Here is a 24,616-nt window from a genome sequence, read left to right as displayed (position 1 = left end):
TGCCGGGAAGTCGGGTGCTTGGAGCGTGCTGGGAATCATCGAGCCGGTGTTCCTGAAATGGGCATACAGACCGCCGGTCAATATGAAGGATTGCCGCGTGGAGATACCCGGTCTCCGCAAGCGTAACACCACCTGCATCCGTCAAATGCAAGGTTTCTCAATGCGGATAAAAAGATCGCCGCGTTCGTCGAAATCATGCGCGCGAGTGTACTCCCGCATCGACGATATCCGGCGGTCACGGATCAAATCGAGCTAGGTGATGCGGAAATCCGCATTCATGAAACGCCGACGGTTCTGCTCCACCCAGCTCTTCCACGAGCGGAATCCGCAAAAACAATGAGCCGGAATGTTCGAGTTCCACACTGCCTGTTTATGCGACTTTTGGAAGCACAAAAGGGGAACATCTAGCGGCTTATGTGTTTTCGACGTCAACAGCCTCTGGCGGTCAGATCGGCGATCGGCCGGCATTGTGAATGCCTGGAAGGGGCCGGAACCGGACTGTCAGCTTTCAAGATGACTGGACAAGATAGCCGGCCCTTGCGTCCAGCCTCGTCTGACCGCTGTGCGCCAGAAGCGACCTTTCGGACCACCGGGGCTAATGGACGACCTCCTGGCTTTGGCCGGGCGGGCTCGTCAGGGCGCCGCGATAGGTGTACAATTTTAGCCATGTTGGGTCCGGGGCCGGATGATGATCGTCCCTCCATTGAACCGGAAACTGCTGGCGATCCTTGCAGCGGATATGGTCGGCTATTCAACGGCGATCGAAATTGACGAAGCTGGCACCATCGGACGCCTGAGAGCTATCCGGGCCGACGTAACCGATACGGCGATCGCTCGGCACCAGGGTCGAATTGTCAAACTATTAGGAGATGGCGCACTTGTCGTCTTCGACAGCGTGGTCGATGCGGTAATCTGCGCAGCCGAAATTCAAAAAGCTGTGGCCGTTCGCAATGGTGGACTGCCGGAGCATGAGCGGATTGTGTTCCGCATCGGGATAAATCTTGGCGATGTGGCGCTCGTGGATGGCGATGTGTATGGCGACGGCGTCAATATCGCCGCTCGGTTGCAGCAACTCGCTGACCCGGGCGGCGTGATCGTATCGGGCACGGCCTTTGACCATCTGCAGGGCAAGCTTGATTGGCCCCTCGATTCGGCATTCCCGGCATCACCACCGTGCTCGCTCCAGGATGGACTTGGCGCGCGTGGATGTGCCCAAGCGCCCAATAGTCAAAACCATGGTCGTGCAAATCAGCAACGCTGCAGGGGGCGTAGACGTCGTGGCCGGGTGATCCAGCAAGGCTGGTATGCATGATGCCCACATTGACCGCCCCTTCCCGGGCGGCCGGATACTTGGGGAGCAGGCTTTCAGGCGCCTTGGGGTTCGCGAAGCTCAATCCGTGGAACATGACGTCCAGCCCGCCAGCTGTTTGCAGCAGAGACTGGGGACGGCCGCCGAAGATCGTCACAGTGTCGGGAAAGACGAGCTGTTTCGAAATCCTCGACATGGCGTCGTGATTTCCGCGGATCTTGAAAACCCTGATGCCGGCCTGGTGGAGGCGTGTCATCTGCGAGGCGAGGAACCGCGCCGTTTTCATCGACGTCTGTTCGCCATCGTAAAGATCGCCGGCAATGACGAGCGCATCGACACGCTCGGCAAGGCAGAGATCCACGATTCCGACAAACGCCTGGCGACTGGCGTCTCCGACGAGTTCGGCAAGATCAGGGTTTCGCAGCGCCAGCGAACGCAGCGGCGAATCGAGGTGAATATCGGCCGTGTGTAGGAATCGAAATGCCATTCGGGTCTCCGCCCACAGAGCATAGAGGGTTCGGCCGCGGCCCGATGCAAAAATTCCAGGATACGCGTTGTTGGTTGTCCAAAAGGTGCGCAATCGCTTACGCTTTACGCTTCCGTTTCAAATCCATCTGCGTCGCCGCTATCGGCGCCATGCCGATCAGTAGTCGTTTGATCGTTTGTCATCCGCATTGGTCGGTTTTTTGGAGATAGCGCGCCGCAAGGTGTCGTTGATCCGATCCTGCCAGCCCGGCCCATCTTCCTGGAAATGGTCCAGCACGGCCCTATCGATCCTAATCGAGACAAGCTCTCTGACATTTGGAGCAGCCGCCGTTTCGCGAACCGGCACCGCCGGCTTCTTGATCGGCTTGAAGGCGGCTTCGGCGGCTGCCATCGGATTTGTGGGTCGGCGTGGAGGATTTGCCATTTTATGATCCTGACTGGTCATAATGCTTGTCGAGCGGGACTGTGCGAATGCGCAACCATAACCCATGTGCCGCAGGCCACCGAACGATGGGACAAAAAAGAAAAAGGCCGGACGACAGGCCGGCAGGATAGGCAAAGGTGACTTTAGGGGCCGGTCAAAAGCCCGCAGTCCTTTGGGCCTATTCTCGGCCAACCATCTCAGAGAGGGAATCAAGCATGTCGGCAGCACCCTCCAACATTCCATCCATCTGGTCGGAAGCGCATGGTTCAATGCTTCGACTATCAGTCGCAGACTACACTCACAAGGAAACGGATATTCGACTCACTTGCGGATTACCCATTGATCACGCAGCGTCCAATATGTCCGACTCCGCCTCAAGAATTCCCACAGGTAGGGACAGCGATCTCGCGATCCGATCCCGATAGCCCTTATTGTACCTCAGACCCGACTCGATGTTTTGAATTTCCTCAGCGGCTAGCCCGCACGCCACCGCCAGGTCCTCGATCGAATATCCAAGGTGCTCACGATAAGCGCGGATGATGTGGGTCCCCTCTGACATAGCCGTTAAGACTGTCTCGGGAATGCGCGAATCCTTCATAGACACCTCCAAAAAGAACAGGATGCCCGCTACAATCGGGAGATTTCCTCCCGACCTGGCGCTCCCAGCAAATCAAATAAATGAGCGTCGATTCGGCCGGATCGGCCTCGTCATGGAATGGGCCACCTGAAATTGGCAGCCGGATCGGAATATGGCGGCTTGCCTGGTTCTGATCAAGTCCAAGATCCTGCCTGCCCAAATCACTCCCTGCGCGATCCTTCGCGGCTCATCATCGCCAATGGGTCCTTGAACAGGAACTCGAACTCGCCCATGCCGCCGCGACCAGTGGCTTTATGCGGCACAATCCACCGAGCCCGACCACTGCAGCGCTGTTAACCAAATTTTTTAACCCGCCAATGCTATTCGCGAGACTGAAGGGATGAGGTGACCGATGGGTGATTCAAACATAAGCGCGTTTCCGCTGCATCGGCGGCGGAAATTGGTCGAAGGGATCGCCCGGGTCCTGGAATCCAAGAACGGGGAGGACGCGAATGCCTTCTGGCGCAGCACCGCCAAGACAATTCTCGTTCAACTGTCCGAATCAGGAATCGCACCCGAGGTCGCCGAACAGGAAGTTGGAACGCTTCTTCATGTTGTCTTAGCCGACATAGCCACCCGCAGCGCTGCGAAACTTGCACGATAGCATCGGCTCACCAGGAAGGATCGCCGCGTGGAGACACCCTGGGACTCCGCAAGCGTGCCACCACTGCATCCCGTCAAATGCAAGGCTTCTACGCCGAAACAGCACAATGCGCCCAATTGCCGACGCTCAGCGCCAAGACAATGAACGACCTATTTGGGCCGACAGCGGACTAGCAGCTTCAGGCTGCGGTTCTTCAGGAGCGGACATTCAGGAGCGGACATTCAGGTCGGCTCGGGCATAGTCGTGACCTGACCCAATCCTGACCTTCCGGGACCCATTTTCCTTCCAGAAACCGGACATTGGGCCCAACCAGCGCTCGTGACCCGAAGGCGACCTTCATTTCCTAGAAGCGCGTATGACTGCTCTTAGACGGAAAGCCGGCATTTGATGGATGCTGTGCTTGGAGGCGGGTAATGAAGCGTCATAGCACTGTCGGCATGATAGGCGCCGTCGGCTTGCTTCTCGCCGCTGTGTTTGATTGCCTGTTGCCTTCCACTGATGAACGAGTCGACTAGGACCTTTTTTTTGCTGTGACGGCACCGAATTGGTCATTAGATAAGTTGTCATGTCCGACCCACGCATCGACAGGGGCGATGACGGGCGCAATTCCAAAGATGTGGAACTGGTCCGCCGCGCGTTGGCGCGCGACGCGGACGCATTACGAACCATCATGCAGATGCACAACCAGCGCCTCTACCGTATCGCGCGTGGATTGGCCGACGACGACAGCGAAGCCGAGGACATCGTTCAGGAAGCCTATGTCAACGCCTTCGCCCACTTTGCCGAGTTTCGAGGAGAATCGGCATTGTCGACATGGCTCTGCAGGATCGTCGTCAACGAGGCATTAGGACGCTTGCGAAGGAGTCGGCGCGCGACAGCTTTTGCAAAATCCGCGGCACGGGCCAATGCCGAAGTCATACAGTTTGCTCTCGACAAGCATTCCGGGGACGCAGAGCGAACGGTGGCGCAACGACAAATCCTGAGCTTGGTCGAACAGGCAACCGATAGGCTGCCCCCCGCCTACCGCGTTGTTCTTATTGCCCGAGCAATCGAAGGACTCTCTAATGACGAGACAGCGGAACTGCTCGGCGTGCGTCCCGAGACAGTGCGGACGCGGCTCCATCGCGCTCGCCGTCTCCTTCGCCAAGAGCTAGACGAGCAGATTGGCCCCGTGCTGCTCAATGCCTTCCCCTTCAAGGGCCGACGCTGCGAGCGACTAATCGACACCGTTATAGATCGCCTTCGTTTTCCAGCCTGACTGCGTGACGGAAGGTCTTTCTGCGCCTCTCTCTCCCATGCCGGCAGAAGGTCCATGCTCTATCGATCGATCGGTTTTCGCGCCGGACGCGGGAACGTTTTGACGGTTCGGTCATCCAATATTGTCAGCCAGATTCGGTAGCCACGCAATCGGGACGTCGCCGAACGGGTAGACCAACTGGAAAACAATATTCGGGAGGACAAGGCAGTGTCAGCACGGTTCAATCGTATTGGTGTCTCCTTGGTCATTCTGGTCTCCGCGGCTTTGATTCCGGCCGCTGCCCAGACGGGCGCAAAAGGATCGGTCAGCGGAAAGGATTTTGACGCCGCCGCGGCCGAGCAGGCCAAGCGATATCTCAAGGAAGGTCGCGAGACTTTCCGTTTCGATACCTTTGGTAGCGAGGAGTTTTGGGGCGGCAAGCTCAAGCTCCATGAGGCGATCGCCGGGGAGAAACTGGGCGGGGTCGGACCTGGCCTCAGTCCGGAAATGGCTCTCGAACTTGGCCTCAAGGTCGATGTCAATGCAATTCCGAAGGATGTGGCTGCAGCTCTCGACAAAGGTGAGGTCGACCTTACCGATCCTGCAAGCACGCTTCTCCTGCTCAAAGCCAATGCCGTTGTCGGGGTGACCGGGTTCTTCGCCGAGGACGGAAAGACGCTGACTTCGGTCGGCATACAATGTGCCGTGTGCCATTCGACCGTTGACGACGCATATGCGCCAGGCATCGGGCATAGGCTGGACGGCTGGCCGAACCGCGACCTCAATATAGGCGCTGTCGTTGCATTGGCGCCTGACCTCACGGCGTTCACCGAAATGCTGCAGATATCCGAAGCGGAGGTGAAGAAGGCGGTGGAAGCATGGGGCCCTGGCAAATTCGATGCTGAACTGAACCTCGACGGCAAGGCATTCCGGCCGGACGGCAAGACGGCCGCCACGCTCAATCCACCCGCCTTCGGATTGGCCGGCGTGAACAACCATACATGGACCGGAGCCTGGGGCACGGTGAGCTACTGGAACGCCTATGTCGGCAATCTCGAAATGCACGGCAAAGGCGTTTTCTACGATCCGCGCCTGGACGATGCAGAGAAGTATCCGGTCGCAGCGAGAACGAAACAGGGCCACAAGCAGGACGAGGAAGACCGGATCACGGCGAAGCTGCCGGCGCTTCACTTCTATCAGCTTTCGCTGCCGACCCCGAAGCCGCCCGAGGGCGCCTTCGACAGTGCGGCGGCGGAGAAAGGCGAGGCACTTTTCAACGACAAGGCCAAATGCGGCACTTGCCACGTGCCGCCACTATTCACCGAGCCGGGATGGAACCTGCATACGGCCGATGAGATCGGGATCGACGATTTCCAGGCAATGCGATCCCCGGACGAGCGTTACAGGACGGCATCGTTGCGTGCACTTTGGAACACGGAAAAAATCCACAAGGGCGGTTTCTACCACGACGGGCGGTTCGCCACCCTCAATGAAGTCATCAAGCATTATGACGACCATCTGGGCCTTGATCTGACCGATCAGGAAAAGAGTGATCTGATCGAGTACCTCAAGTCGATTTGACCCAGCACTTGACGGCGTCGGCGTTGCGCTCGGCGTATTTGTATTTGCTCTTGAAGGACTCTTCCCTATCGCCATCACCGAGGCCAAGACGGTTACAGAGGGCAGGCACATCATTCGCGCTGAAATCGGCAGTGGCCGATGCGGCCTCATGACGGAGCTGCTTGATCAGCGCCGACCAATACTGCGGCTTGCTCTCTCGACTCACTCCCTGCCCCCTCGAGAGGATAGTACCCTCTAGCGCTCGTCGCATCCGACGATCTAAATTATTGCTAACCTTAGATCGTCCGCAGTGATTAATGCGAGCGCTTCTTCGAAGACAGTGGTCAATGTTCCAACACGGTTAAACACCCCGACACCGTGTTGCTTTCGCTCGACGAGGCCTTCGCGTTGGGAAAGCTCGTTAACGAGCATCTCTCGGAGCGGAACTGGCCCGCAAGCAGACAGGAGGGCAGTGATTCCAAACGATATGACAACTGTGGACGAACTGTGGGACGTGGGGTTTTCGACAGCGACTGTCGATTGCCATACGGCGTCAGTGTCTGGCAGGAGCCTGCGGCTGCTCAACGGCCGGCATCGTACCTAATCATAATCTTCGAGTATGGTGGATCAGCCGATGCGGGAGGCGAGCACGGGAGGTCGAGTCATGGGTGTCACCTTCAAGGGCGAGAGCGCCGACTATCGCGCCGCGCGCGACAGGCTCTTGCAATCCGAAATCGCGCTGCGCCGGCAGATGGAGGCAGTAGCCGCCGAGCGACGTGCTCAGCCGCCTGGGCCGTTGGTCGAGATGGATTATCAGTTCGAGCGAATCGGCGCGGACGGCAAGCCGCAGAAGGTGAGGCTGTCGGACCTGTTTGCACCAGGCACGACATCGCTGTTGATTTACAACATGATGTTCCCACGCCACGCGCTGGACGATCGGCCGCAGCCCTCGACCGGCCTTTTTGCCGACCTGCCTCGTGAGGAAACGCCATGCCCTTCCTGCACGGGTTTGCTCGACCAGTTGAACGGCGCGGCGCACCATTTCTGTGCCGCCGGCTTCAATTTTGCGGTGGTCACGCAAGCGCCCGTGGAGCGCGCACAGGCTTTTGCAAACCAGCGCGGCTGGAGGAACCTCGACATGCTTTCGGCTGTCGGCACAACGTTCAAGCAGGATTTCAACGCACTGTTTGAGGACGGGCAACTCGCCCCGATGACCCATGTCTTCCAGAAGACGCCAGATGGTATCCGCCATTTCTGGTCGTCCGAAATGATGTACGCCGAGTCCGATCCTGGCCAGGATCCGCGCCAGCAGGGCACGATCGAGCCGCTGTGGAACATGATGGACCTGATGCCCGAGGGCCGGCCGGACTTCGATGAACAGGTGGAATATGCGGGACAGGATGTTGCGAATGAGAGCTGACCCCTCTGCGACTTGCTGATCCGGGACATTTCGTCGGCTCTGTCGCAAACCCGGTGGTAGGGTCATGAACAGCCATGTTCCCGCCGGACACATGGTTCGTCTCCATGCCGCCCTCCGCAGCCGTAGCGCTCGACGCGAGCCTGCGAATTGTAGCGTCTCACCAGAAAGCGCTACTAAGGATTCGGTTTGAGAATTGCTGGTTGGCGGTGCCCGATGAAGTGCACCTTGGCAAAGGGCACACTGGGCGCCATTTCCCGACATTGCATTGATGCTTCGGCTGCAACCAATTCATGAAGCCTCTCCCTACGAGGCGAAGGCGGCCGGGGCAGGACCGCCTGCAAGGGGCTTCTCCGCTGACTTGCAGGATTGGCAGCATAGGTTCGCCTCATTGCGATTCCTTGGCCGCGAAATGCCTGCGCAGCTCTTCGACGAGGACGCGGGCATTCTCCGAATAGTCGATCGGGACGTCCACCAGATGGACGCCGCCTCCCTTGAAGGCTTCCTCCAGCGTTGGAACCAGCTCCTCCGCTGCGCCGACGCGGGAACCGCTGGCCCCGTACGACTCGGCGTAGCGGACGAAGTCGGGATTGCCGAATGTGAGCCCGAAGTCCGGAAATCCGTCGACCGCCTGCTTCCAGCGGATCATGCCGTAGGCGGAATCGTTGAGGATCATCACGACAAGGTTAAGCCTCAAGCGAACGGCTGTCTCGAGTTCCTGGGAGTTCATCATGAAGCCGCCGTCACCGCATACCGCCATCACGCGGCGCTCGGGATAGAGGAGCGACGCCATGATCGCCGACGGCAATCCCGCCCCCATGGTCGCGAGCGCGTTGTCGAGCAGCAGCGTGTTCGCATGATGGGTGCGGTAGTTGCGGGCGAACCAGATCTTGTACATGCCGTTGTCCAGGCAAACGATGCCGTCCTCGGGCATGACCGTTCTGACGTCGTGTACGATGCGCTGCGGCTTGATCGGGAAACGATCCTCCAGGCTGCGCTCGTTGATCCGCGACAGAATCGTCTGACGAAGCTCGATGATCTTCGTGTCGGGGCTGAGCCGACCCTCGAGCCGATCGGCGAGCACGGCCGCGGTCGTGCCGATGTCGCCAACCACTTCGGCGTCGGGGTGGAACACCTGTTCGACTGTCGCGGACGTAAACCCGATATGGATAACTTTCGGGCCGCCCTCGTCGCGCATCAGAAATGGCGGCTTTTCAACCGTGTCGTGTCCGATGGCGATGATCAGGTCCGAAATTTCGATCGCATCATGGACATAATCGCGCTCGGAAAGTGCTGCCGTTCCGACATAGAGGTTTGAACCGCCGTCGACCGCCCCCTTGCCCATCTGCGTATTGAAGAACGGGATGCGCATCCGCCGCACGAAGTCCGACAGCGAACCAACCAGCCGGGGGCGATTTCCGGCCGCGCCGATCATGATCAGCGGACGCTTGGCCGCCAGTATCATCTGCGCCGCACGATCAATCGCGTCGGGATGAGCGATGGGACGTTCAAGCGGATGCACCGGAATGAGTGAAACCAACGGGATCTGCTCGGCCGCGACATCCTCGGGGAGCTCCAGGTGAACTGGCCCTGGACGCTCTTGCGCAGCAACCCTGAAAGCATCGCGCACCACGGTCGGAATGCTGTGCGGGCTGACAATTTGCCGCGTCATCTTGGTCAGCGGCCGCATTGATCCGATCACGTCGACGATCTGAAAACGGGCCTGCTTGGCTGTAAGTATTGGCTTCTGCCCGGTGATCATGATCATCGGCATCGCGCCCAGATGGGCATAGGCCGCGGCGGTCGAGAAATTGAGCGCGCCGGGTCCAAGCGTCGAAATGCAAACGCCGGGCCGCCCGGTCAGCCGTCCATGCGTGGCCGCCATGAAGCCGGCCGCCTGCTCATGCCGCGTTGTGATCAATTCGATCCGCGAGGTGCGCAACGACTCCAGGACGTCGAGATTTTCCTCGCCGGGGACACCGAAGATCCGATCCACTCCCTCATTCTCGAGGGCGGCAACGAGGAGGTCAGAGCCCTTTTTCAAATTTCGGCATCCTTGTGGTTGAAGCGGGACCCAAATGAACGGATCGATCCTAAGCGAAACTGACAATGCTTTGGACCTACTCTATCTCAACGGGGCGGGTATTGTGACCGGAGCGAAGGGGCACTCGCGGATTGTTGTTCAACTTTGTCGAAGGTAGGTTAGCCCGATGAACGACCGCATCCATGATCGGTGGCCGGACATACCGTATGGTCCTTGGCGCGGTACCTGCTCCGCGCTGCATCTTTGTTCCCAGATCATAGGGAAATATCGGCTTGCGCGCACGCCCTGGGTGAACCATTCGTGGCACGCGACCCTCTATCCTAATGCTCGCGGCTTCACGACCGGGCTCGTGCCTGATGGAGCTGGCGGGATCGAGCTCAGCCTCGACCTGGTTGACCATCAGGTGGTCGGAGCGGCCACCGACGGACGCACTGCCCGATTTCCGCTCGAGCCGATGTCGGTCGCTTCCTTCCATGCTCACGCATTAGACCTCGTTCGCAGCCTCGGCGGGACGGCGGAGCTGAACGGCATGCCGAATGAAATCCCGAACGCGATTCCGTTCGCAGAGGACCGGGCCGAGCGGCCCTACGATGCCGATGCCGTCGCGCGCTTTTTCAAGGCAAGCATAGCGGTGACAGCCGTACTCCAGACCTTCCGCACCGCTTATCTCGGCAAGGTCAGCCCGGTGCACCTGTTCTGGGGGAGCTTCGATCTCGCAGTGACGCGCTTTTCCGGGCGGCGAGCGCCCCTGCACCCGGGTGGCATTCCCGCCCTGCCCGACGAGGTCACCCGCGAAGCCTACAGTCATGAGGTTTCGTCGGCTGGCTTTTGGCCGGGCGGTGGAGCGGTCGACTTTCCCGCCTTCTATTCCTATGCCTATCCGGCACCGGCTGGCTTCGCCGCGGCAAAGATCCTTCCCGACGCCGCATACTACGAAGCGAGCCTTGGAGAATTCCTGCTGCCTTATGACGCGGTGCGCGGAGCAGCCGATCCGGAAGCGATCCTCATGGGTTTTCTCGAGAGCACCTATCGCGCCGCTGCCGACCTCGCGGAATGGGATGCCGCCGCTCTCGAATGCGCAATCGGACAACCTCGCCGACCACGGCGCCTGTAAGTGCCTTCTCGCCCAACGTTCGTAACGGATTGACCTCGAAAGCGACACTGGCTGAGAGCTGTACGTGCACTTACAGCCGCAGAACTAAACAGCTGGCGATCGTCAAACGAGCGAATTGCGCGGATATCGTTGAAGAAGTCGGCTCGTAGTCGCGATTCACATCAATGCGTTCGAAGGTTTGGCGCGCCAGAGAAGATGAGGAAACTGGATAGTCAGGGTCCGAGCTATGAAGTGGGAAGCCTGTTCCCGCTGCCAAGACGAAGCGACTCGCAATCGCACGGTGGTGGCGGTCGCACGCCGGCGTGCCAGGCGACTTTCCGCGCGCACGCGAGCTGTCAGAGGATCCCCCACGCCCGGTAACGTCCCCTGCCCGTGATCTCGCGCAGGCCGAGTTCGGCGACGAGATTAAGCGCGCCGCGTGTACTTAACTTCAGCTCCTTTTCGATCATCGCCGTGGAGACGAGCGGCCGGGCGAGCACCAGCTCGACCAGTTGCGGCAGCTTCGAATGCCCCCGCCGGCCGCGCAGGCGCCGAGCCATCTGCTCCCGGGCGAGCACCAGCCGGTCGTGTTCCTTCAGCCCGGCGACGGCCGCTTCAGTGACGCCCTCCAGAAACCCGATCAGCCGCGCCGTCCTGTCGCGGGCGCGCCGCCTTTCGCGCGGAATGGCGCGCAGCCCGGTGTTGAGACAGACGAGGTGTGCGCTCGTTTTTCGGACCTGCCTGAGCATGGCGCCGACGAGCAGGTGTCCGAGCCAGGGCAGATGCTGCAGCGGTTCTTTTGTTTCCCACGCATCCCATAGCAGGGCGGCGCTCAGCACGGGCGGCTGGCCAGTGGTCCGGTTCAACATAGCCCGCCAGTCCGACAGCCGTTCCTCCTCGTCCCAGTCGGGATCGTAGACGAGCGGATTTTTTTCGTCCGTCGGGACCTGTTGCGGTCGCGAAACCGGCGCGGCGGCGAGCCCGTCGAGCACGTTGCGCGTGCGATCGAGCAGCGCATCGATGGCAGCAAATTCGGCGCCGAGGCCATCGTTCAGATCGTCGTTGGCCGACTCGCCCGCCTCTTCATCACCGGCGCCCTCCGCTGCCGTCGCATGACGCTCCGGTGGCAAAGCGTTCTGGGCGCTAGCGCCACGCCCGCGCAATTGGCTTAGGCCGTTCGGGCTCAGCGCCCAGTCCGGCCTGTTGGCAACAATCAGCCGCCGTGCCCGCAGCACCGCATGGGCACGGGTGAGCTCGTGGGTCGGCGTGCGGATGTCCATGTGGGTGTCGTGTAGGACCAGATCCTCGACATGGACAAGCTCGCCCTCGAGCCACAGCGCGGCGGCGGCGTCGTAGAAATGCGTGCGCGCGACAAAACCTTCGCGCACCGGACTTCTGGCCAGCCGCTCATCGAGGCGCGCCAAAGAATCCTCTGCGGTGACGAGCGGTCCCGCGAGGTCGCGCCACGGGATTGCATTGGTACGGTCAAGGTCAAAAAGAGTCATCGGGCGTCGTTCCGGCCTTCGCTCTGGCGCTGCCAATTGAAATTCTTAGGCAAAAATCGGCGCACCCGCTTGCGGCCCGTCTCCAGCCTCTCTTGATGCAAACTGGTGACGTCGTAAGCCATTGATATCGCTTTAGCCGATTCGACTTGCTGAAGCTATCTTGCACTTTGCTTCATTCACACCGGGTCTTCCTTGGGACAACCCTCACTATCGATAATTACCTCTTATCGATACTTAGATAATACCATCCGCAAATTCTAATACTATTGGGTTTTGTTCCTGCTGAGCCCATCAAAAACAAGAGTGCGTTTTCGATCATCGCCTCAGAGGCGCTTTTTTTGCGGGATACGCCCAAATGGAGTCCAGTTGGGTCCTCACCCGCCGCAACGAAGTAGGTAGCGCGGACGTGGGGAAAGGCGGTAGCGTTCTACTGACTCGAGCCCGACCGTTTCTTAGGTCGCGCCTACCGTTTTGCACGCCCTCCCCTGCACGGCCGTGACGGAAGGTTGAACCCGTCGGGCGGCTTGCTAGGTTCCAGACTTAGGTGGTAACCCGGCATGAACACGGCACTGCTTTTGATGGCTCAGTATGGTGGTCAGGCCATCATCCCGATCGATGACGTCTGCCGAGACTATTTCTCCCACCTGACGCCGCAGAAATTGATTCAGCATTGGCATCCTCGGCTATGGCCATATCGGCAAGATGCTTGCCCTTCGCGCCAGAGCTTTTGGCGCATTGCGCCTGTTGAATACCCATCCTTGTCAAGCCGGATTGGGTTCCATAAGCGCGTCAGTCGAACCCCAAGGCTGCCCCAACAGCGGGCTGGATTGGCCGATCCGCGGGGCGGTGAAACGCAGTGCAGGGCGCCGTGATTTTCCCGATCCGTCATTGCTGCGACGAACTTTGCGCCTAGAGTAGTGGCACATGCCGCAGCATGGAGAGTTCTCATGCGCCGCCTCTTCCGCTTTATCGCACTCGCCGCCAGCCTTGCCGCCTTCCCGGCCGACGCGCAGGAACGTCAGGTCTACAGTCTCCCGCAGGGCGCGCATCCCCATGACGTCGCGCCCGCGCCCGACGGAGACATCTGGTACACGGCCCAGCAACAGGGGGCACTGGGTATTCTCGATCCCGAGACCGGCAAGGTTCGCCAAGTACCGCTTGGCGAAGGATCCAGCCCTCACGGTGTCATCCAGGGTCCGGACGGTGACGCGTGGATAACCGATGGCGGGCTCAACGCGATCGTGCGCTTCGACTCGACAACCGAGGAAATCAAGGTGTGGGCGCTTCCGCAGGACGTCGGCTACGCCAATCTCAATACTGCCGCGTTCGACGGCGACGGCCTCCTCTGGTTCACCGGGCAGAGCGGAATCTACGGAAGGCTCGACCCTGCGACGGGCGACATGAAAATTTTCCACGCTCCAGAGGGCCGCGGCCCCTACGGGATTACTGCGACCCCCAACGGAGACGTCTACTTCGTGTCGCTCGCCGGCAGCTATCTGGCAAGCATCGACCGCAAGAGCGGTGAAGCTCGAGTGATCGAGCCTCCGACCCCGGACCAGGGGGCGCGCCGCGTGTGGTCGGACAGCCGGGGACGGCTTTGGATTTCGGAATGGAACGCGGGACAGGTATCGGTCTACGACCCCCATGACGGCGGCTGGAACGCTTGGCGTTTGCCCGGCGACCTTCCTCGCACCTATGCGGTCTATGTGGACGAGCGCGACATTGTCTGGCTCTCCGATTTCGGAGGGAATGCCGTGCACGCGTTCGATCCGCAGACAGACAAGTTTACGACGTACCCCAAGTCCACGGAAAACGCTGATGTCCGCCAGATCAATGGCCGCCGCGGAGAGGTTTGGCTGCCAGAATCTGGGGCCGACCGGCTGGTCGTGATCCGCACCGCCTCCGCCAAGTGAGGCGGTCCCAGCCGCGGCTTCATTAGCGCCAGCATGGCGAAGTTCGGTCTCCCCGTCCTTCCTCCGCGCTGCTAGCGCCGCGCTCCGTGCAGGATCGACGCGGATCCGCATCCGCGGATCGGCGCCGCCCCTTTTGCGGCGGCTCATTCCGTCAACGCTGTGCGCTTCATTGCTATGACCGTAAAGGCGCTTTCGAGCACGCAGAGCGGCTTGGATAGGCTCTTGAGGTGAAAATGGCGAAATGGTTCGAGTCGACCGGCGACAGCTATTTCTCGCATATCAACCGCCAGAGCATCGAGGCCGTCATTCGGGAGGCGAAGGGTGATCAGGCCGCGCTTGCCGTCAAGGCGGCGGGCAAGAAGTTCGACGATCATTTGCATCGAGTTGTGGCTCATCTGGGGATCACGACCTGCACGGCCCCCACTCCGGTAACAACAGGCTGCAAAATTGGAACAGTCGTTTGGCCCTCTCCATAGCCCTTCAGATGCGTCTTTGATCATTGCCTGAGGAACGCGCCCGTGTAGGTCTGGCCAGCAAGCCTAACGGTTCCGGCGAGGGCTCCGTCGGACAGCATAACAAAACTGACCTCCGCGCCATTCGGTAGGCGCTCAAGCTTCAACGTAGTCCCCACAATTCTTCCAGCGCCGGCGGCCTCCCCCGGATAGTTGTCGCCCAGATTTCCCCACGCATAGGTGACCGTCACCTTCCCATCGGAAGAAATCGTCTGAACAGCAAGTTTGGCGTCATACATCCCATCCAGTCGTCCGGCCCATAGACCCGAAAAAGCAGCGTACTTTGTTGGAACGCCCTTGCCAGGGGGAGTGACCGCCACGGTTTGATGCATGATTGCTGAGCCGGAAGGAACCAAGGCAGGTTGGGGAGGAATGGCACTAGGTTCTAACGCAGGTTCGAGAGTGGCCGGTTGCGACGTTTCAGGAGCCGATTGGCACGCGGCTAGGGCAAGTGCCGCGAAGCCAAGCATTGCGTTGCACATTCGGTGTGCCATCTTCTGGTGCCCCGGCCATCTTTGAATCTAGCGCAGGCCGACCTTATCGCGCGTTTTCACAAGCTGTGTCTACGCAAGGTAAGTCATACGACAGCGGGTCGTCGAAGAACCCGCAGCGGTCGTGAGTGAATGCCTCTATTCGTCGCCCAAGTAGCGGCCTGGAGCGCCATTCGCCCGGCATCCGCTGGTTCATTAGGAGTTGAGCGGGAGGATCAGCAGTTGACCTTCCAGATCACATAGTGAGGCCGTTGCGACTGTATTCCTGAACCTTCGACAAACGAGTACACGCCGGTCGAACGGACTCACCAAGCTGCTGAATGAACGCTCTAGATGCATTCGACAGGCGTTTGACCGACGAAAGCTTAAGCCCCCCAAGATGCCGCGGCCTATTTCAAGTGCTGCGAGGCGAGTATGATCGACGCGTTGGTGCCAGGCTTCTGAATGATAATCACGACGATGGTAGTCATTCTCGACGATACAAGAGTTGCTGCCACTTATTCGGACAGGAGCTACCGGTTCGATTGAACCGGTAGCGGTGAACGGAAGGGGCACAACACCCTTCGGCCGCGATTTCGCCAATAGCAATACCGCAGAAACGTGCCACCTTGGCGGAGGATCTGCGCCCTCCGAAGGCAGAAGTTACAGGTTCAAATCCTGTCGGGTGCAGCATTGCACAGTTCGCTTGCCGACAACTATTCCTGCTGGAATTGACAGGGCCAATCTTCAGGCCTCGTCAAGCCAGAAGGCAACTCGGTCCGGGCGTCTCCGCAAGCCATGTTGAGCTGCCACTGGGACAGACCCGCCGAATTGGAAAGATCGACGCCCTCGATACGGGTCAGAAAGAAAAAGGCGCGGTCAAAGTCTATCGGCGCGGTGAACGTCGCTCCTCGGAAGTCCGCCCGTGCGAGATTGGCAAACGAGAAGCGGCTGCCGCTGATATCGGCGTCATGGAACTGCGCACGCCCCAATTCTGCCTTTGTGAAATCAACATTGGTCAGATTGGCGCCCTGGAAATTCGAGCGCTGTATTTCCGCGCTCGCAAACACAGCGCCCTGCGCGTCCATACGGCTGAAGTCGGTCCTGTAGGCCTCGATTCTGTCGAACCGGGCGCCTTTGGCGGTCGAGTCGGCCAGGGAAGCACGCACAAGCGTTGCCTTCTCAAGATTTGCCGCAAGGAGATTGCTGTTCCTGAGGTCGGTCGAAGTGAAATCAACACCGAACAGGTTCGCCCCGCTCAGGTCCTGTCCTTCTAGGATGAGAAGCTTCTTGTCACACTCGTGCCAATTGACGCCAGGCGTCGCGGCTGCGTGGCAATTGTGAGCAGCAGTGGCGTTCTGCCAAGCAAACACAGTGCAAACCGCTAGAACCAAGCCGGATGCGCCGTAAGCTCTGGTTCGCCTCAAAGTCATTGTTGCTGGACCTCTGCTACTCGCCGACACTCAACCTTACCACATCTGCTGACACTCGAGCCACGGTGACCACCGCCGTCACAGTTAGCGCATTTCTCATATTCAAGCTTTGATGTTGATCAACCGATCAACCCGCGCGTAGGGCGCGATTTGCGAGCGCCTCCCCATATCATCGGCGGTCCAGCAGAGATTCATTTGTCACCGGCCAGGCGCATCATTCCGTAGGTATGCTTGACTAAGCCGAGGAGAGCGGTCGTTCAGGCTGGCGAAGTCGCGTGCCAAGATTGGCCTCCGCTCTGGACGTTTGTCTCGCTAATTGGGAGCCTGCTCGGGTGCTGACCGCCACCGCCGGCGTCCGCTGCCGACAAGCGTGAATCCGCTTGGTTCCGCACCGATCGGTACTTCCCGACGGCGAGGTTGACCCGGCACGGGGTGCTCGTCGCATATCCTGATTCCGCTGTCGCATGAACCCCACGACTTCGCTTAGCGAAGCCGAAGTTGATCTCTGCCATCTACAAGGTCGAAGCATCAACCCCGCATATTTGTGTCGTAAGCTGACGTGCCGCGAATACGCCTTTTTCGGTTGGCGGGCTTTATGGCGGACGCGCAACCTATTCTTGTATTTTTATCAACGTAAACAATGTCGTATGGCGGAGAGGGAGGGATTCGAACTCCGCGCTTGGAAAAGCGTCCCTCGGCGGTATCCCTCTACCGACTCGAACCGCGACCGTTTCTTAGGTCGCGCCTACCGTTTTGCACGCCCTCCCCTGCCCGGCCGTGGCGGAAGGTTGAACCAGTTGGGCGACTGCTAGGTTCCAGACTGGAGGTAAGGTCGGCTCGCTAAAAGCACGGCAGGTGGCATGCGGCACATGCGCGACAACGGCGGCGGAGGGTTTGAGAGGGCCGGAGCCCCGAAAGCTTTCGGCAGTTCGAACGATATAGTCGAACGGCCGAAATCGGGGCGCAAAGCTGCCATTCGGCACAAAGATAACAAATAGCATCGGCGATCGGCTGAAGCCGCTCCTTGTCAGTCTGCTGGCGAACCGCGTAACCGGGACAGATTTCCGGGCGAAGGGGTTTGCAGGCGAGCGCGTTCGTGATTCACCCTATGCGTGACGCTACCACCGACTGATTCGTTTGAAGGCTGTCGCTCGCGGAACTCCGCGGGTTGGTTACTGCGCTGATCGGCGAAGTGCGCGGTCCAAACATGGTTCGAAGTGGTCGATCGCAGGGCCGCGTCGCACGGTGCAGAAGGCCATGCATCGTTGATTATGCGCAAACTGCTATCGCGCGCCTAGTCGGAACTCGCGCATCGAACAGTACATCACGTCTTCCGTCCCCAGCGCACCGGCGGCCTCCCCGCTCGCAATCCAAATAGACGTCTTTCAGCTGTTTGATTGGCATGTCAGCGTGAGCGAACGCGAGGTCCTGAGCGTCAGAAGCCGACAATGAAGCCGGACTGATTGCGATCAGCACGGTGCCGAGCGTCACAGGCGCGAGGGACTTAACAACTGACATGATCATTTTGAGATCCTCCCCAGCTCCCGTCGGTCAACATTCAGTCCTTGGGGTCGCAGGTGTAGTGCCGTTCGAAGGTCCCGTCCGCGCGCCGCTGCTTGTCGAAGCCGCGATGTAAGGCTCGATCGCGCGCTCGTGGACCAGCCAAAGGGGATCTCGGCCGAGGCGTAGCCACTGCCGGCGGCCAACCGTTTCGGGATCGAGGCCGAAGCGATCCTGGTGCGCTCGATCGTCGTGCCGGCCGCGCCTGCCTCCGCATGACGGATGGCGCGGCTTCGCAAATCGCACATGATTTCGTCACGTGAGATGCCGATGTCGCCAAGAACGTCATCGGGTAAACGGCTCAACTGGTCCGTTGCCGACAAGAGAGCTTTTCGCTCGGCGCGGAGGCGTAACCACCTGCGAAATGGACCAATGGCGGCAGCATGAATTATAACCATGATCAGATCGTCCCTTCATTGATCTGAATTGACCGGTACGGAACGGCGCGAACGGCACTCCGGGCGAGAGCGTCAGCCGTCCGCGAGGCAAATTAGGCGTAGTGGTCGATGGATTGGTTTTGCCGCGGCGTGCCCATACGGCGGGCGGTGGCTGGCCCCGGGCCACGCATGTAATAAAGCTCCGGGCGGTAGCGCGGCGCGACGAATTTGCGAAACCCCGCAGCAAGTTTTGTGACGGGAGCCAAGAATTTCATGACTGTTCCCTTTCCCTTCGCCGGCTTGCACACGAGCCGGCGGGCCTGACGTGCAACAAGGATATGACAGTCGAACCAGGCTCGGCTGTGGGAATTCCCACACCGGGGAAAACATTGGCGAAATCCGCTCCCAGTTTGCATCCCGGAAAGCGGGGCCTGCGGCCATCAAATTTCCTTGGATAGGGAGTAAGGTGAAGTACACTTGATTGAACAAGAGACCGTTGTGACAGGCTCTCTGGCCTTCATCTCAAGACTTTGCGATGCCGACCTCGCCGCGCTGACCAAACGGTGGCACGAGCGCAGCTATCGACACAACGAGCTAATCATTTCCCACGGCGACACTGGTCGCGATGTCTTCTTCCTGCTGGAAGGACGGGCTCGCGTGACACTGGTTTCAGCGGACGGCAGGGAGATAGCGTATCGCGATGTCGAACCGGGTGACATTTTCGGGGAGCTCGGAGGCATTGACGGGATTGCACGCTCTGCCAGCGTAGTCGCGCTGGAGGCAACCCGCGCTGCACGGCTGTCCGGCACAGCATTCCGGGATATCGTGATGACCCACCCGACTTTTGCCTGGATGCTGCTTGAGCATCTGTCTGCCCAGCTCCGGCGCATGACCGAGCGGGTATTCGAATACAGCACTCTGGTCGTGCGAAAACGGCTGATCGTCGAGCTCCTGCATCGGGCGGAGAAAGCCGCACTCGTGGACGGCGAGGTGTCCATAAGCCCGGCACCGACGCATTCCGAGCTGGCGGCAACGATGAGCACGCACAGGGAAGCGGTCTCGCGCGAAATGAGCGACCTCGCCAAGAGAGGCCTGATCGAAAAGCGCGGCAGCAGGTTATTGCTGCATGACGTCTCGGCACTACGGGCGCTGGTCGACAAGAAGGAATAGCGAAGGCTGTCGCTGCGGCGGGGGGCACCGCACGTTTCATACTCCTCGGCCGCAAGTGATTATTCCTTCCGGCAAACCGGGCAACCTAGCGTGCCAGCGCGCGGATCGGACTTTGATCGCTTCACCCCTTGCAAGAATCATGACTCGGCTTCTTGATGCGGGCACGGAACGTTATCCCCAGCCTGCTTGCAGACTTACAAGGGCGGATCGAAGGGTGAAGCCGCATGACGTTAAATACCAAATCTTCGTCAGCTCGACCTACGCCGATTTGGTGGACGAAAGACGGTCGGTCATCGAGTCCGTCTTAACCTCGGGCATATTCCTGTGGGGATGGAGGCATTCCAAGCCAGCGACGACACTCAATGGGATTACATTAAGCGGCGCATCGATGACAGCGACTACTACGTACTCATCGTAGCAGAGTGGTACGGCTCAGAGTTGAAGGGTAAGAGCTACACCCAGATGGAGTACGAGTACGCCGTCGCCCAAGGCGTGTCTACCGTGGCGTTTTTGCTCGAAGGCGGTGCTCGCAAGACGTGGGCCGCGGAAAAGGTCGAGTTCGAGAAAAAGGCCAAACTCGAGAGATTCCGAAAGCTGTATGAAAAGAAGCTCGTCAAATATTGGCGCAACAAGGACGATTTGGCGGGTAAGGTTGCGATGGCTATTAGACGTTATGACCGTGGTCTGAGCGGCGGCCCGCCCTTAGTCTTTGCAGCTGTTAAGCAAACGGGGGTTGCTCGGGAGTGCCGAGCCGAGCCCCAAGCGAAGAAAGGACGAGCCATGGAGCAAGATAACGTTTTTTACGTCGGTGTCGATGTGTCGAAAGCCAAGCATGCTGTTGCGATTGCCGAGGGCGGACGCGGTGGAGAGGTCCGGTATTTCGGCGAGGCGTTCCCCGCGCGTCGTCACCGGAACGTCGTAGCCGTGAAGCCGAACCGTGACGGTCCCGTCATCATGAACAAGCGTCACCTCGCCAGTCATCGTGATCGTGTCGCCTTCGGACAGTTTCGCCATCGGCATCGCCCTCGCAAAGGCCGCCGCTGAACTGGACGTGGAAAGCGCCATCATCGACGGTGAGATCGTCGTATTGAACGAGACTGGCCTGTCTGACTTCGGAGCCTTGCGGAAAGCCATCACCCGACGCCAGCACGACCTCTATTCGTCGCCTTCGATCTTCTGCATCTCAATGGTCACGACCTGCGCGACATGGCGCTGGAGGACCGCCGCGAGATCCTTGCCGAGATGATCCCGGACGGTGGCCGTATCCAATTCAGCCAGGCGCTTCCCGGCGAGGCTAAGGCGATCTTCCCACCTGATAGACCAGGCGGGGCTCGAAGGCATGGTGTCGAGGCGCAAGCACAGCAAATACCGGAGCGGCAATTGCGACTGGCTGATGGATTGACCCACGACCTCACCACCGATTTGGCAAGCTTTCCGGGGCTCGTTCTCGAAACGATTGCCATGATCCACCCTGAGCTTTCCAAGCTCAGAGCTCCGGGGGTTCGAGTCCATGTTATGAGCGCTTTACAAAAAATCTAATAGAATCAATTGCTTAAATTCATGTTTTGGTGGGCCCGGAGGATACATGGAAAGAACTAGAAATCAGATACTTAGATAGCAGTGGGACTATTGAACTTCCAAATCTTTTCTAATGTCTCTCGATGTTTTTGTCCCACCTACTAATGCCACTGGGCGCTGTTCGCCCGAACGTCTTACCCCAAGGACAATGTTGCACAAAACTAACGATGGACGGGTCGGCCTCGAAGGGCTGGTTTTTCCCGTCCGCCATGGATCCATCGAAGCCGGTGAGCGCTGGAACTCTCTACAGCTTTATGTGGCGGCAGCGCGATCGCGGTGTGATCCTTGTCGTGACCAACCGGGACCTTCGCCGGACCTGGAAGACGCTGGCCGGCCAGACTGGCATCTCCAAAGAGATTCGTGACCGCATCCAGAACCATACACTCCAGGATGTCAGCTCCAAGAACTATGACCGCTGGAACTATATGCCGGAAAAACGCGCAGCCATGAAGAAATGGAACGCCTTCGTCGTGAAGCTGCTGAACAAAAAGACCATCAAACACGCGGCCTGAGGCTTGTTGGCTAGCAGCATCATATCACGGACATGCAACTACCGACATTCGCTGGTGGTGGATTTGACAACGTCGGCCGCATAGTAGTGGCCAATGTGGCGGGCGCGAACGGAGTTGTCTTTCACCAATATCAGCTAATTAGCGGTTGGTTTGCCCAGTCATATGCTTCGTATGTTCTCGCATTGGTGGCGAACCTGGTAAGAGCTCCGAACCCCCTCTGATTCCTAATCTGTAGGTCACCTGTCGGGATCACCACGTTTTCAAAGGCTTAGCGAGAAATCCGCCGTACTTTCTTGAGACATTTTGAAAAAGTTAGTACGGCGAATTTCGTAGACCTTCAAACTTTTGACGCGCATACCTGAGGAACAAACGGCTGAGTTCACCGCGAAGCGGAGCGCTACGATGCCCGATTGAAAGTGGTCATCGGGTGTTCCCAGCCACCCTCGCCTGTTTTTCGACGAACTGGCGATCCAACGGTCTTTTTGGAGAACACCAGTCCTGCAACCCTGCCGTCCATGGCAGCTATCGCGCTGATCGCCCGCCCGCTTCGCTGATCGCCTCGAGCTAGCACAACGGAATTGCGATCTCGTTGCTACTCTGCTCACTCTTGCGCGATCATGGGGCGGCTGTACCGCCGCGGATCATTGCTGACTATGCGTTCTTGCAGGGCTATCCGCACACGACCCCGTCTTGCTCTGACCCACTTTCGATCATGTGGCCGTCCGGATCGCGAATTACTCCCACGCTTTTCCGACCTCCGGCTTGCTCGAGAGGCGTCGCTGTCCGGCACCGACGCTGATGAGCGTGTGAAGCAAGCGGACTCATTACTAATCGCTGCACACAGGCTGGTTCATAATTGACTTGAAATCGCGGCGGGTAGGCTCAGGTGAAAGGTTGCGCCGTTCCCGTGGGAACCGATCGCCCACATGCGCCCACCATGCGACTCGATGATTGAACGGGCGACGCGAAGGCCCATGCCCGTTCCGTCTGGTTTCGTTGTAAAGAACGGGTCGAATATCTGTTCCGCGAGTTCCTGCGGGAACCCTGGGCCGGTATCGCTGACAGAAATAAGAATATCGTTTTCGACTCGCTGCGACTTGACGACGACCTCTCGTATTCCTTCGACGTTCTTCATCGCTTCGATGCTGTTGACGATCAGGTTCACCGCGACCTGCTGCAATTGCACGCGATCTCCAGCGATCTGAGGAAGATCGGTCGCCAGCTCCGTTCGTACCGATACGTTGTATCGCGCTGCCTGGTCGCGCAAGAGGGCCACGGTTCCTCGATTGATCTCATTTACATCGAGAACCTCCCGATCCAGGTTGCCCCTTTCGAACTGTGAGCGTATCCGTCTCAGAATGTCGGCGGCACGTTGTGCATCTCTTACGATTCTGGTGACAGCCGTGCGCAGTTGGTCGAGATCGGGTTGGTCGTGATCGAGTCCTCGCAGGCAGACGTTGGCATTGGTGAGGGCACCGGTGATCGGTTGACTGACTTCATGCGCAAGGGATGCTGCCATCTCTCCCATGGTTGTCACCCGATTAATGCGAGCAAAATCGCTCTGCGCTTGGCGCAAGGCTTCTTCGGCCCGCTTCAGGTCGTCGATGTCGGTTGTCGTACCGACGAATCTGAGGAGTTTCCCCTCGGAATCGCGCAAGACCACGGCTTGTTGGAGATGCCAACGATATGTCCCGTCCCGAGCGCGGAGAGACCGGGTTTCCATTGCGAAATCCTGCCCCGAATGTACCCCATCCCAAAAGCTCTTGACCGCCATCTCCCGATCATCGGGGTGGATCGCAGTCATCCAGGCCTCGGGATGCGACCGGACGAAGTCAAGGGTCTGACCCGCAAATTCGAGCCAGACTTGGTTCACGAAATCCGGCGTCCCATCGGGCTTGAGCGTCCAAGCGGATACCGGAAGCCGCTGGAGCAATCCAACCTGGAGCTGCAGGTCGTCATACGCTTGTTGCAGCCCTGTCCACATCTGGTTGAATGCCCCGACGAGAACGTCAAGCTCGTCGCTTGGCCGAGGCGGACGCCGCTCGAGTCGAAGCGGTGCCCGCGAACCGCGAAGATCGTACCCCCTGAGCGACGTTCCTATCGCTGTGAGGTGACGTGTGATCAGCCGGTGGACAGTAAGGAGGATGAAAAAGGAAACCATGAACGTCTTTATCGCCTGACTGACCATGATTGTCGCCGCGGTGTTGAGAAGCTGGCGATAGATCTCGTCGTACGTGGCTTCGATCACGAGAATGCCAAGCAACTGCTTGGCGTCGCGTTTGGAATAATAAATTCTGAGTTCGTGCCGCTCGGGTGGATTGGCCTGGTGGGAGCCGGCGGTTATGACGAGGGGGGCAGCTTGATCGGTGGCCTCACGCAGTTCGACGTAGCGGATATTAGGCAAGCGAAGAATCCCCTCGACCTGCAATTGAAGCTGGCGCCCGTCCATCTCCCAGAGCCCTTCGCTAAGACTTTGCCGATAGCTGCTGTCAATCTCGGACATCTTTTGATCTATTGCTTGGACGTCGCTGCGATAGTCGAGGTAAAGCTGCGCCAATGTCAGAAGCAGCGTGATCACCGAGCTGAAGAAGAAGACGCGGACAAGCAGGCGCCCCCCTATGCCGCGGAGAAGGTCTGGCAACAAGCGCCAGGCAGACGCGCTGCGCCTCAGCTTCGGCGATTCGCGATCGGATTTGCCGCCCTCCGTGCTCGCGAATGTCGATTCAGATTGCAAAACTCATCCTTGCGGCGACAAGCTCGCACAATTCATGTTAG

At 59.1% G+C, this 24,616-nt stretch carries 18 protein-coding genes and 5 pseudogenes; 14 read left to right on the top strand and 9 right to left on the bottom strand.

Annotated elements, in window-relative coordinates; translation table 11 throughout:
• Together NKH70_RS24155 and NKH70_RS24150 are read left to right on the top strand one after the other, a co-directional pair.
• A partial coding sequence (locus NKH70_RS24155) for a hypothetical protein (RefSeq protein ID WP_353026204.1) occupies window positions 1–256 on the top strand: 256 nt, incomplete at its 5' end.
• 432 nt (window positions 257–688) lie between these two features.
• Window positions 689–1,156, top strand: a pseudogene (locus NKH70_RS24150) (adenylate/guanylate cyclase domain-containing protein); the annotation flags it as partial.
• Here NKH70_RS24150 and NKH70_RS24145 read toward each other — a convergent pair.
• The 3 genes and pseudogenes from NKH70_RS24145 to NKH70_RS24135 all read right to left on the bottom strand — a co-directional run.
• Window positions 1,152–1,796 (bottom strand): annotated as a pseudogene (locus NKH70_RS24145) (metallophosphoesterase family protein); the annotation flags it as partial. The pseudogenes NKH70_RS24150 and NKH70_RS24145 sit on opposite strands and share 5 nt — an antisense overlap.
• A 156-nt stretch (window positions 1,797–1,952) precedes the next feature.
• Complete coding sequence (locus NKH70_RS24140) at window positions 1,953–2,219, bottom strand: BrnA antitoxin family protein (RefSeq protein ID WP_352721340.1); 267 nt, start codon at window positions 2,217–2,219, stop codon at window positions 1,953–1,955.
• Between the two features lie 343 nt (window positions 2,220–2,562).
• Window positions 2,563–2,778, bottom strand: a complete 216-nt coding sequence (locus NKH70_RS24135) for a helix-turn-helix domain-containing protein (RefSeq protein ID WP_353026207.1) — start codon at window positions 2,776–2,778, stop codon at window positions 2,563–2,565.
• A 430-nt stretch (window positions 2,779–3,208) separates the two neighbouring features.
• Between NKH70_RS24135 and NKH70_RS24130 the strand changes: the two genes are divergently transcribed.
• From NKH70_RS24130 to NKH70_RS24115, 4 genes are all read left to right on the top strand, one after another.
• Window positions 3,209–3,460: a DUF6074 family protein gene (locus NKH70_RS24130; protein WP_352917337.1), complete on the top strand. Its 252-nt coding sequence runs from the start codon at window positions 3,209–3,211 to the stop codon at window positions 3,458–3,460.
• Between the two features lie 565 nt (window positions 3,461–4,025).
• Window positions 4,026–4,718: an RNA polymerase sigma factor gene (locus NKH70_RS24125; protein WP_352721319.1), complete on the top strand. Its 693-nt coding sequence runs from the start codon at window positions 4,026–4,028 to the stop codon at window positions 4,716–4,718.
• A 207-nt stretch (window positions 4,719–4,925) separates the two neighbouring features.
• On the top strand, window positions 4,926–6,278 hold the full coding sequence (locus NKH70_RS24120) for a hypothetical protein (RefSeq protein WP_352721321.1): 1,353 nt from the start codon (window positions 4,926–4,928) through the stop codon (window positions 6,276–6,278).
• A 643-nt stretch (window positions 6,279–6,921) separates the two neighbouring features.
• A complete protein-coding gene (locus NKH70_RS24115) occupies window positions 6,922–7,677 on the top strand; it encodes a DUF899 family protein (RefSeq protein ID WP_352721323.1) in 756 nt (251 codons plus the stop codon).
• A 385-nt stretch (window positions 7,678–8,062) separates the two neighbouring features.
• Here NKH70_RS24115 and NKH70_RS24110 read toward each other — a convergent pair whose 3' ends face one another.
• Window positions 8,063–9,718, bottom strand: coding sequence for an acetolactate synthase large subunit (locus tag NKH70_RS24110; protein ID WP_352721324.1), 1,656 nt, complete (start codon window positions 9,716–9,718; stop codon window positions 8,063–8,065).
• 166 nt (window positions 9,719–9,884) lie between these two features.
• Between NKH70_RS24110 and NKH70_RS24105 the strand changes: the two genes are divergently transcribed.
• A complete protein-coding gene (locus tag NKH70_RS24105) occupies window positions 9,885–10,832 on the top strand; it encodes a DUF5996 family protein (RefSeq protein WP_352721325.1) in 948 nt (315 codons plus the stop codon).
• A gap of 335 nt (window positions 10,833–11,167) precedes the next feature.
• On the opposite strand, the gene NKH70_RS24100 is transcribed toward NKH70_RS24105, so the two are convergent.
• Entirely contained in the window at window positions 11,168–12,235 is a 1,068-nt protein-coding gene (locus tag NKH70_RS24100; RefSeq protein ID WP_353026202.1) for an RHE_PE00001 family protein, read from the bottom strand.
• 638 nt (window positions 12,236–12,873) lie between these two features.
• Here NKH70_RS24100 and NKH70_RS24095 point away from each other — a divergent pair.
• The 3 genes and pseudogenes from NKH70_RS24095 to NKH70_RS24085 form a co-directional block, all read left to right on the top strand.
• A pseudogene (locus NKH70_RS24095) lies at window positions 12,874–12,984 on the top strand (pyocin activator PrtN family protein); the annotation flags it as partial.
• 279 nt (window positions 12,985–13,263) lie between these two features.
• Window positions 13,264–14,229, top strand: a complete 966-nt coding sequence (locus NKH70_RS24090; RefSeq protein WP_352721329.1) for a Vgb family protein — start codon at window positions 13,264–13,266, stop codon at window positions 14,227–14,229.
• Between the two features lie 233 nt (window positions 14,230–14,462).
• On the top strand, window positions 14,463–14,705 hold the full coding sequence (locus tag NKH70_RS24085; RefSeq protein WP_352914149.1) for a hypothetical protein: 243 nt from the start codon (window positions 14,463–14,465) through the stop codon (window positions 14,703–14,705).
• Window positions 14,706–14,725: 20 nt separating this feature from the next.
• On the opposite strand, the gene NKH70_RS24080 is transcribed toward NKH70_RS24085, so the two are convergent.
• The 3 genes from NKH70_RS24080 to NKH70_RS24070 form a co-directional block, all read right to left on the bottom strand.
• Window positions 14,726–15,073, bottom strand: coding sequence for a hypothetical protein (locus NKH70_RS24080; RefSeq protein ID WP_352914147.1), 348 nt, complete (start codon window positions 15,071–15,073; stop codon window positions 14,726–14,728).
• A gap of 854 nt (window positions 15,074–15,927) precedes the next feature.
• Window positions 15,928–16,644, bottom strand: a complete 717-nt coding sequence (locus tag NKH70_RS24075) for a pentapeptide repeat-containing protein (protein WP_352689239.1) — start codon at window positions 16,642–16,644, stop codon at window positions 15,928–15,930.
• A gap of 2,050 nt (window positions 16,645–18,694) precedes the next feature.
• Window positions 18,695–18,856 carry a hypothetical protein gene (locus NKH70_RS24070; protein WP_167522729.1) on the bottom strand — a complete coding sequence of 54 codons (162 nt, stop codon included), beginning with the start codon at window positions 18,854–18,856 and terminating at the stop codon, window positions 18,695–18,697.
• 223 nt (window positions 18,857–19,079) lie between these two features.
• On the opposite strand from NKH70_RS24070, the gene NKH70_RS24065 reads away from it, so the two are divergent.
• The 4 genes and pseudogenes from NKH70_RS24065 to NKH70_RS24050 form a co-directional block, all read left to right on the top strand.
• Window positions 19,080–19,751, top strand: coding sequence for a Crp/Fnr family transcriptional regulator (locus tag NKH70_RS24065; protein WP_029356805.1), 672 nt, complete (start codon window positions 19,080–19,082; stop codon window positions 19,749–19,751).
• A pseudogene (locus NKH70_RS24060) lies at window positions 19,708–20,357 on the top strand (DUF4062 domain-containing protein); the annotation flags it as partial. The gene NKH70_RS24065 and the pseudogene NKH70_RS24060, both read left to right, overlap by 44 nt.
• A 600-nt stretch (window positions 20,358–20,957) precedes the next feature.
• A complete protein-coding gene (locus NKH70_RS35845; RefSeq protein WP_502908392.1) occupies window positions 20,958–21,290 on the top strand; it encodes a hypothetical protein in 333 nt (110 codons plus the stop codon).
• A gap of 227 nt (window positions 21,291–21,517) precedes the next feature.
• Window positions 21,518–21,841 (top strand): annotated as a pseudogene (locus NKH70_RS24050) (site-specific integrase); the annotation flags it as partial.
• A gap of 850 nt (window positions 21,842–22,691) precedes the next feature.
• On the opposite strand, the gene NKH70_RS35840 reads toward NKH70_RS24050, so the two are convergent.
• The gene (locus tag NKH70_RS35840) at window positions 22,692–24,575 is read right to left on the bottom strand and encodes a sensor histidine kinase (RefSeq protein WP_502908391.1); all 1,884 of its coding nucleotides are present in this window, start codon (window positions 24,573–24,575) and stop codon (window positions 22,692–22,694) included.
• Window positions 24,576–24,616: the final 41 nt, after the last annotated feature.

Origin of the sequence: Mesorhizobium sp. M0991, assembly GCF_040318915.1 — a bacterium.
Taxonomy (GTDB): Bacteria; Pseudomonadota; Alphaproteobacteria; order Rhizobiales; family Rhizobiaceae; genus Mesorhizobium.
This window is presented reverse-complemented; position numbering and strand designations above follow the sequence as displayed.